The organism is uncultured Aurantimicrobium sp. (genome assembly GCF_936931525.1).
GTDB lineage: Bacteria > Actinomycetota > Actinomycetes > Actinomycetales > Microbacteriaceae > Aurantimicrobium.
The window spans coordinates 20,608-28,320 of record NZ_CAKZII010000125.1 but is presented as its reverse complement, the minus strand read 5'-3'; the positions used below and the strand labels follow the sequence as shown (position 1 = coordinate 28,320).

Sequence of the window (7,713 nt, the reverse complement as noted above, 5' to 3'; positions counted from 1 at the left end):
TGCTGGTCTTACTCATACGTCCGAGCCTACTTCTGCGTCGCAGCGAATGCAGACAGTGCGAGCAGGTCTGGCTTGCCTGAGCTCAACCGTGGAATCTCGTCAATGAAGCAGACAACCTTGGGTGCTGCAACGCGACCCAGCTCAGCAACAATGTCGTCATAGATCTGCGCTGAGAGCTCGGCACTGTGTTCAACTCCAGGCACAACAACAGCGGGGCGGACACCCCATTCCGAATCTGGAATATGTATTGCCAACGCCTGAGTACAGCCTGCAATCGCCCGAACTACGGCCTCCACAGCATCAAGGTCAATCTTGAGGCCACCGGATGTAATCACTCGATCGAGTCGCCCGAGGACTGTAAGTACGCCGTTTTCTAGACTTCCTGCATCTCCGGTGTGATACCAAATGATTCCATTCCTGTTTTGGAATGTATCTGCAGTGCGCTGTTCATCAGCCACGTATTCAGTCGCAAGCTGTGGTGCTGAGATGAGGATCTCGCCCGAGTCTTCAGCTATTTCCACACTGACCCCCGCAAGCGGAACACCGTCATAAACACAACCACCGGATGTCTCGCTCGAGCCATAGGTGGTGACAATCTTGACGCCCAGTGAATCAGCACGCTCGCGCAGTTCAGGTTCAAGAGCTTGTCCGCCAATCAGAACAGCATCAAGGGATCGCAGGAGCTCCAGAGCATCTGCGCTGTCTTCTGCTTCATCGAGCACACGTGCCAGTTGAACAGGGACAAGTGCTGTGTAGCGGCGCTCTCCGGTCATCACACTGACGGAGTGCAAGAAGGTGCGCGCATCAAAAGGGCCACTGGGCATGTACACCGGTTCTGTGCCTGACTCAATTGATCTCACAAGAACAGACATGCCTGCGATATAGGTCAGTGGCAAGGCCAGTAACCATTGACCTGCTCCGCCTAGACGTTCGTGTGCTGATACCGCGCTGGCACGAAGTGCCGCTGCGCTCAGAGCAACCGTCTTAGGTTTTCCTGAGGTGCCCGAGGTCTGGATGAGCAAAGCAGTTCCCTCAGGAGATTCGGTCAGCGGGTTCTCACCTGCTGCGACCATCCGTGAAGCACGTGCATCCCGAACGAGTACTGCTGGACCGTTGTTGCCCAGAGCATCAGAGAGTGCGGCAAACACCTGTTGCGGCGCAGCCGCATCACAGAGCACCACAGCTGTCATGTGGAACCTAGTAGTGCCAGGGGTAAGGCGACCAGTCAGGTTCGCGCTTCTGTAAGAAGGAGTCGCGACCTTCCACTGCCTCGTCAGTGCCATAGGCCAGACGGGTAGCTTCACCAGCAAAGACCTGTTGTCCCAGGATGCCGTCGTCAGTTGCGTTGAACGCAAACTTCAGCATGCGGATTGCGGTTGGTGACTTGGTCATGATGGTGCGTGCCATAGCGAGGGCTTCGGTTTCGAGGTCTTCGTGTGCAACAACGCGGTTGACGGCACCCATTTCATACGCACGCTGTGCGCTGTATTCCTCGGCGAGGAAGAAAACTTCGCGTGCAAACTTCTGGCCAACCTGCTTGGCAAAGTAGGCACTGCCATATCCGGCATCAAATGAGCCCACGTCAGCATCGGTCTGCTTGAAGTGTGCGTGCTCGCGGCTGGCGATGGAGAGATCGCAGACCACGTGCAGTGAATGTCCGCCACCGGCAGCCCAACCAGGGATGACAGCAATGACAACCTTGGGCATAGTGCGAATCAAGCGCTGCACTTCAAGAATGTGCAGACGACCGGTTCCGGTGGAACCGTCGGCGTATTCATAGCCTGCCTTGCCGCGGATGCGCTGGTCTCCACCTGAGCAGAATGCCCAGCCGCCATCTTTCGGGCTGGGGCCATTGCCGGTGATGAGGACTACGCCCACCTTGCTGTTCTGACGTGCATCATCGAGTGCGCGGTAGAGCTCATCAACCGTCTGGGGGCGGAATGCGTTGCGCACCTCGGGACGGTTGAAGGCAATACGTGCCACCTGTCCGCGCACGTCAAGGTGGTAGGTGATGTCCGTGAAGCCTTCTGAGCCAGGTGCAACAACCCACTGCGTGGGGTCAAAGATGTCCGAAACGGGAGATGCCATGCCTCCAGCCTACGAGAACCACAGCAACGGTGGGAGACTAGGGACGTGCACCCACCTCTAACTGAGCTTCTGGCCACCGCCCGCGTGGTCTCATTACCCCTTGCGGTGAAGTTCCGTGGCATCTGGTCCAGGGAGGTCATGCTGTTCCAGGGCCCCGAAGGCTGGACTGAATTCAGCCCCTTTGTGGAATACAACGATGATGAAGCTGTGCACTGGCTTCGTGCGGCTATCGAGTTTGGCTGGCAGCCACTGCCCCAGCTCTATCGCGACCAGATCATGGTCAATGCCACCGTTCCAGCTGTTGCTCCTGATCAGGTTGCTGAAGTTCTCTCCCACTTCGATGGCTGTCGCACAGCCAAGGTGAAGGTGGGCGAACCTGGGCAGCTCCTCAGTGAAGACGTGGAACGCGTCCGTGAAGTGCGCAGGATCTTGGGCCCTGAGGGCCGCATCCGTGTGGACGCGAACGCAGCATGGAATGTGGATGAGGCAGAACATGCCTTTCATGCCCTGGCAGAGTTTGATCTTGAATATGTCGAACAGCCCTGTGCTTCTCTGGAGGAACTCGCAGAGCTGCGTGAACGCACTCACTACATGGACGTGCCTATTGCTGCCGATGAAAGTATTCGCAAAGCAGAGGATCCTCGTGCTGTTGCGCAGGCTGTTGCGGCAGACGTGTTGGTACTCAAAGCACAGCCCCTTGGCGGCATCTCAAAGATTGTGCAGCTCTCTGAAGAAGTGTCGCTGCCCATTGTTCTCTCCAGTGCCCTGGAGTCTTCTGTCGGCATCGCTATGGGCCTCTATGCCGCTGCCGCCGTGAAGGACCTGAACTTCGATTGCGGTTTAGGAACTGCGTCACTCTTAGCCGGAGACGTCACTGCTGCTCCCCTGGTTGCCCAAGGTGGAGCGATTACAGTCCAGCGCCCCGTGGTCAGTGAAGACTTGTTAGAGCGCTTCGCAGCCAGCCCTGACACCACTGCGTGGTGGCTGGAGCGGCTGGAGCGCTGCTACGACTTGCTCTGATGACCTAGAGGCCTGAGTAGGCGTGCAGGCCCTTGAAGAAGATGTTCACCACGGTGAAGTTGAACATCACCGCAGCAAAGCCGACCATTGCTAGCCAGGCAGAACGACTGCCACGCCATCCACGCGTGGAACGCGCGTGGATGTAACCGGCATAGATGGTCCAGATGATGAAGGTCCAGACTTCCTTGGTGTCCCAACCCCAGTAACGACCCCAGGCCTTCTCAGCCCAGATTGCACCTGCAATAAGTGTGAAGGTCCAGAGCACGAAACCGATAATGATGAGTCGGTAGGCGTAGTTTTCTAACTGCACGGAATCGGGCAAACGAGTAAGGAAACCTAGACGGGTCTTCTCTTTTGCTGCAGCAGCGTTCTCGCGCTTGGTCTGCAGCAGCTGCATCAGTGAGAGTGCGAAACCGAGAGCAAAGAAGCCCGTTGCCAACGTGGCCACGAATACGTGAATGACGAGCCAGTAGGACTGGAGCGCTGGTGGAAGAGGAACAATCTCGACGTAGTAGCGAGTGGCAGCAAGGCCAAGCAGAAGAAGCACAAGACCGGTGACAAAGGACCCGAGGAACTTCATGTCCCACTTCAGGTTCACCAGCAAGAAGACACCCACGATGATGAGCGTGCCGGTCATGGCGAACTCATACATGTTTGCCCAGGGCACTCGAGATGCGGCAAAACCGCGCATCAGAGTGGCGGCAAGCTGCAACAAAAATCCGATGACCGTCAGAGCCATAGCCACGCGAGCAAGCTTGCGACGTTCTGGGACGACTACGACCTTCTTCGCCTCACCCACAGCTGATGAGTCATCACTGGCGCCTTTGGCCAGATCGAGCGTGAACAGCACGAAGGCGATGGCATAGATGGCCATGGCCGAGTAGAGGGCAAGTACGGAGTACTGCGAGAGGGTGTCAGTCACGGGTCAATCCTAAGGCTCGTTCGAGCTTGTCCTTCAGGGCAATAACTGCGCCCTCCAGGGTGGGGTCATCTCCGCGGGCAAGGCCTGCGCATTCCGCTGTTACCGAACCGTCTGCGTTTTCAGTGACCGAAACCCACATGCGCCTGCGCGGCACAAAGAGGGAGATGAGGAGGCCACCAAGGGCAGAGAGCGCGAATACCAGAACCCAGCCTTGAGTGGGGTCGCGGTGGATGTCGAGAGAGACGAAACGCTTCACGCCATCAAAGGTGACGGTTCCTAAACCGTTGGGTAGTTCCACGGTGTCGCCGATGCTGAACTCCAGAGACTTCTGTGGTGCTTTACGGCCAGCCAGCTTGGTCATGTCCTCCGTATCGAGGGCATAGACCGAGCGGGGGATGCCCTCGTCGAGACCGAGGTCACCGGCATAGACGTCCAAGGTGAGGCGAGGGTCAATCAAGTCTGGATACATCGAGAAGAATGCACCGCTGTGGCCTTCGCTCACTGTGGGGTAGAAGAAGCCAATCAGGCCGACCTGTTCTGCCAAGCCGTCAGGAAGCTTGATCACACCCAGAGAGGTGAGGTTCTTGTCTTGCGGCAGGAAGTTCACTGAGTCGGTGAAGATGACGTTGCCCTCAGGATCGCGGACCGTCACCGTGGGTGCATAACCATTGCCCAAGAGATAGACGTCCGTGCCAGCAATGCGAAGCGGTTCATTGACCTTGATGGTCTGCTTCTGGGGTTCTTCACCCTTGATCTGGGTTGTGACATCGGCAGTGAAGTCCACAGGCTGACCAATGGCGTTGGAGTTCTTCTCCTCATACACAGCAGTGAACTTATCCAGCTGGATTGTGTAGGGGGGAAGAGTAGAAGAGTCGAAGAAGCGACCTGGGTTGAACGAGTCAAACGCAATGAGCGAGTTGGTGAATGCTTGGCCTTCATAGATGGCGCGCTGGCCCGCAAAGCCGAAGCCGCCGCCAAAGCCAACGGCAATGAGAACACCGACGAGGGCAAAGTGGAAGATGAGGTTTCCGGTCTCACGCATGTAACCGCGCTCAGCAGAAACAGTGATTGCTGCCTCGCTCTTGAGTTTTCCCTTGCCGCCGGCAGCACGGTCATAACGTGCAACGCGGTAACGGTCTGCCTTGAGAACCACTCGAGCGGCCTCGAGTACTTCTTCCGCACTCTTACCTGAGACAGAAATCTTGGCGTAGGCAGGAAGACGAACCAGGTTTGCCGGGGTCACGGGTGGCTGAGCCTGCAGGGCCTCAATGTGGTGCTTGGTGCGGGGAAGAACACAGCCAATCAGAGAGATAAACAGCAACAGGTAAATGGCCGAGAACCACGCAGAGGAATACACATCGAACATCTGGAACTGATCCAGAATCGGGGCAGTGTCCTTGTGGTCCACGAAGTACTGGCTGACACCATTGGGGTCAGAGCTGCGTTGAGGAACAAGAGATCCAGGAACGGCAGCAATAGCCAACAACAACAGAAGAAGCAGTGCGGTGCGCATGCTGGTGAGCTGACGCCAGAACCAGCGCAACCAGCCCACAACACCGAGGTTGGGGTTCACTATCTTGGCGTCGACATCAACGGGCTTGGAATCAATGTGATCAGAGGGACGGGACAAAGTTACTGATCACCGCCTGTAGTTGATAGATCCATGCAGTCCACAATCCGGTCACCATGAGAACACCCATGACGATCAGCAGAACTCCACCGAAGATGTTGATGGCTCGAATGTGACGCTTGAGGAAAGCGACCGAACCTGTTGCCCAGCCTAAGCCCAGCGCAAGAAGCACAAAGGGGATGCCGAGACCTAAGCAATACGCAAAGCCCAGCAGAGCTCCGCGCCAGGGGGAAGCCGTGTCAATGCTGAGCGACAAGATGGCGGTCAGCGTGGGGCCCATGCAGGGAGTCCAGCCGAGGCCAAAGACAACACCCAACAAGGGAGCTCCCGCAAGACCAGTAGCCGGAGCAATCTTGAGCTTGGCGGTGCGCTGGAAGAAACCAAACTGGCCAATAAAGACCAGGCCCATCGCAATCACGACAAAGCCCAAAATCACCGTGATGAGTTCTTGCCACTGAATGAGCCACGCACCGATGGCGCCAAAAGCGGCCCCATAGAGCACGAACACAACAGAGAAGCCAGCGATAAAGAGGAGGACTCCTGCCACCATTCGGCGGATGTTTCTGCGGCGACCCTGCTTATCTGTTGCCGGTGCGGTTACCCCGCTGACATAGGCAAGGTAACCGGGGACTAGAGGAAGAACGCAGGGCGAAGCAAACGAGATGAGACCAGCAAGTAATGCCAGTGGAATGGCAACAAGAAGTTGCCCGCTGTAAACCAGCTCACCCACGTTCATTAATTCGCACCCGATTCGGCAGCGATGTCAGTAATCAGAGTGGAGAGAATCGATGGATCCTTGAGCTGACCCAAGATGCGTGCCGCGACGCGGCCTTGGGCATCCAGGATCAGGGTGGTGGGAACAGCGTTGGGGGGAACCTGTGCTGCAAAGGCCAGCTGCGCCTGCCCGTCCTGGTCAATGATGCTGGGGTAGGTAATGCCGAAGCGAACATTGAAACTGTCAATCGTTGCAGCCTGGTCGCGCACATTCACGCCCAAGAAGTTCACGCCAGAAGGGGCGGTCTCTGTGTAGACCTGTTCCAGGTCAGGAGCCTCTGCTCGACAGGGTGCGCAACCTGCGTACCAAAAGTTGACCACGAGAACATTGCCCAGGTAGTCGGCTGAAGAAACTGTGGCACCCGTCTCGGTCGTACCCGAGAACGTAATGACGTCTCCGCGGTTTTCCAGATTGATCTCTGTAACCGAACCATCACCGGCAATGTAGTTCTTGTTGGAGCCTTCGCGATATTGCTCTGCGAGAGGATCGCTCGAGCACCCAGAAAGTCCCAGAGCAATCACAGCTGCACCGGCAACAAGAAGCGTGGTGAGCTTTCTCATACTGCGCCCACATCCAATGCGGTTGCCGTGAGCTCTGCTGCAGGTTCCACATAACCCACTTCGACGAAGCCGAGCTCCGGCTTCATGGGGTCAATGAGTTCCAGGGTGGTGATGCTGGAGAGCGTGCAGCGGCGAGCGCGAGGATCGTGGAACAAGTTCTTGCCGTTGACGTCACGGTGAACCATCCAGATGGGTAGCTGATGGCTCACAATCACCACATCACCGCCAGGAACAGAGGTAGCGGCATCAATCATGGCGTCGCGCATGCGCGAAGCAATGGATTGATAGGGCTCGCCCCAGCTGGGACGGAAAGGGTTCACGAGGTATTTCCAGTTACCAGGATCCTTCAGCGCAGAGTCGGCTCCGCGCATGCGCTTGCCCTCAAAAGCGTTGGTGGGTTCAATAACCCGCTCATCAATATCGATGGGCAAAGCCAGAGCCTTGGCAACTGGTGCTGCTGACTCCTGCGTGCGCTGCAAAGGAGACGCAATGAGGCGCGAATAGGCACGACCACGGCCAGCTAAATCAGCGGCGGCAAGGGCAGCCATCTGGTGGCCAGACTCGGAGAGACCGTACTCAGGCAAACGGCCATACAGCACCCTGTTCGGGTTGAAAACCTCACCGTGACGGACGAGGTGTAACTGAGTGGCGACCATGCCTCTAAGTCTACGGATGCCGTTCCGGTGAATTCGCCGAGAGCGGGCCAGTAAACTTACCT

Annotated in this window: 8 protein-coding genes; 1 reads left to right on the top strand and 7 read right to left on the bottom strand. The window is 57.0% G+C overall.

All coding sequences use genetic code 11. The annotated features are described in order from the left end of the window. Positions 1-26: 26 nt before the first annotated feature. Together Q0362_RS05910 and Q0362_RS05905 are read right to left on the bottom strand one after the other, a co-directional pair. A complete protein-coding gene (locus tag Q0362_RS05910) occupies positions 27-1,190 on the bottom strand; it encodes an AMP-binding protein (RefSeq protein WP_298121161.1) in 1,164 nt (387 codons plus the stop codon). Positions 1,191-1,197: 7 nt separating this feature from the next. Next, positions 1,198-2,088, bottom strand: coding sequence for a 1,4-dihydroxy-2-naphthoyl-CoA synthase (locus tag Q0362_RS05905; protein ID WP_298121158.1), 891 nt, complete (start codon positions 2,086-2,088; stop codon positions 1,198-1,200). Between the two features lie 45 nt (positions 2,089-2,133). On the opposite strand from Q0362_RS05905, the gene Q0362_RS05900 reads away from it, so the two are divergent. Beyond that, positions 2,134-3,108 (top strand): o-succinylbenzoate synthase, encoded by a 975-nt coding sequence (locus Q0362_RS05900; RefSeq protein ID WP_298121155.1) that lies wholly within the window; start codon positions 2,134-2,136, stop codon positions 3,106-3,108. A gap of 4 nt (positions 3,109-3,112) precedes the next feature. On the opposite strand, the gene ccsB is transcribed toward Q0362_RS05900, so the two are convergent. Genes ccsB through Q0362_RS05875 form a run of 5 tightly spaced genes read right to left on the bottom strand, consistent with a single transcriptional unit; the run spans position 3,113 to position 7,651 of the window. Continuing rightward, on the bottom strand, positions 3,113-3,982 hold the full coding sequence (gene ccsB, locus Q0362_RS05895) for a c-type cytochrome biogenesis protein CcsB (protein ID WP_298121168.1): 870 nt from the start codon (positions 3,980-3,982) through the stop codon (positions 3,113-3,115). A gap of 40 nt (positions 3,983-4,022) precedes the next feature. Continuing rightward, positions 4,023-5,660: a cytochrome c biogenesis protein ResB gene (locus Q0362_RS05890; protein WP_298121152.1), complete on the bottom strand. Its 1,638-nt coding sequence runs from the start codon at positions 5,658-5,660 to the stop codon at positions 4,023-4,025. Next, positions 5,644-6,396 carry a cytochrome c biogenesis CcdA family protein gene (locus Q0362_RS05885; RefSeq protein ID WP_298121149.1) on the bottom strand — a complete coding sequence of 251 codons (753 nt, stop codon included), beginning with the start codon at positions 6,394-6,396 and terminating at the stop codon, positions 5,644-5,646. Before Q0362_RS05885 ends, Q0362_RS05890 begins: the two co-directional genes overlap by 17 nt. Continuing rightward, a complete protein-coding gene (locus tag Q0362_RS05880) occupies positions 6,396-6,995 on the bottom strand; it encodes a TlpA disulfide reductase family protein (protein WP_298121146.1) in 600 nt (199 codons plus the stop codon). The genes Q0362_RS05885 and Q0362_RS05880 overlap by 1 nt, the downstream gene beginning before the upstream one ends. Beyond that, positions 6,992-7,651: a histidine phosphatase family protein gene (locus tag Q0362_RS05875; protein ID WP_298121143.1), complete on the bottom strand. Its 660-nt coding sequence runs from the start codon at positions 7,649-7,651 to the stop codon at positions 6,992-6,994. The genes Q0362_RS05880 and Q0362_RS05875 overlap by 4 nt, the downstream gene beginning before the upstream one ends. Positions 7,652-7,713 lie beyond the last annotated feature (62 nt).

Bases quoted from the DNA above. Each gene is read 5' to 3' on its own strand.
- Q0362_RS05910 (WP_298121161.1), bottom strand. From the start codon at position 1,190: ATGACAGCTGTGGTGCTCTGTGATGCGGCTGCGCCGCAACAGGTGTTT.
- Q0362_RS05905 (WP_298121158.1), bottom strand. From the start codon at position 2,088: ATGGCATCTCCCGTTTCGGACATCTTTGACCCCACGCAGTGGGTTGTT.
- ccsB (WP_298121168.1), bottom strand. From the start codon at position 3,982: ATGGCCATCTATGCCATCGCCTTCGTGCTGTTCACGCTCGATCTGGCC.
- Q0362_RS05885 (WP_298121149.1), bottom strand. From the start codon at position 6,396: ATGAACGTGGGTGAGCTGGTTTACAGCGGGCAACTTCTTGTTGCCATT.
- Q0362_RS05880 (WP_298121146.1), bottom strand. From the start codon at position 6,995: ATGAGAAAGCTCACCACGCTTCTTGTTGCCGGTGCAGCTGTGATTGCT.
- Q0362_RS05875 (WP_298121143.1), bottom strand. From the start codon at position 7,651: ATGGTCGCCACTCAGTTACACCTCGTCCGTCACGGTGAGGTTTTCAAC.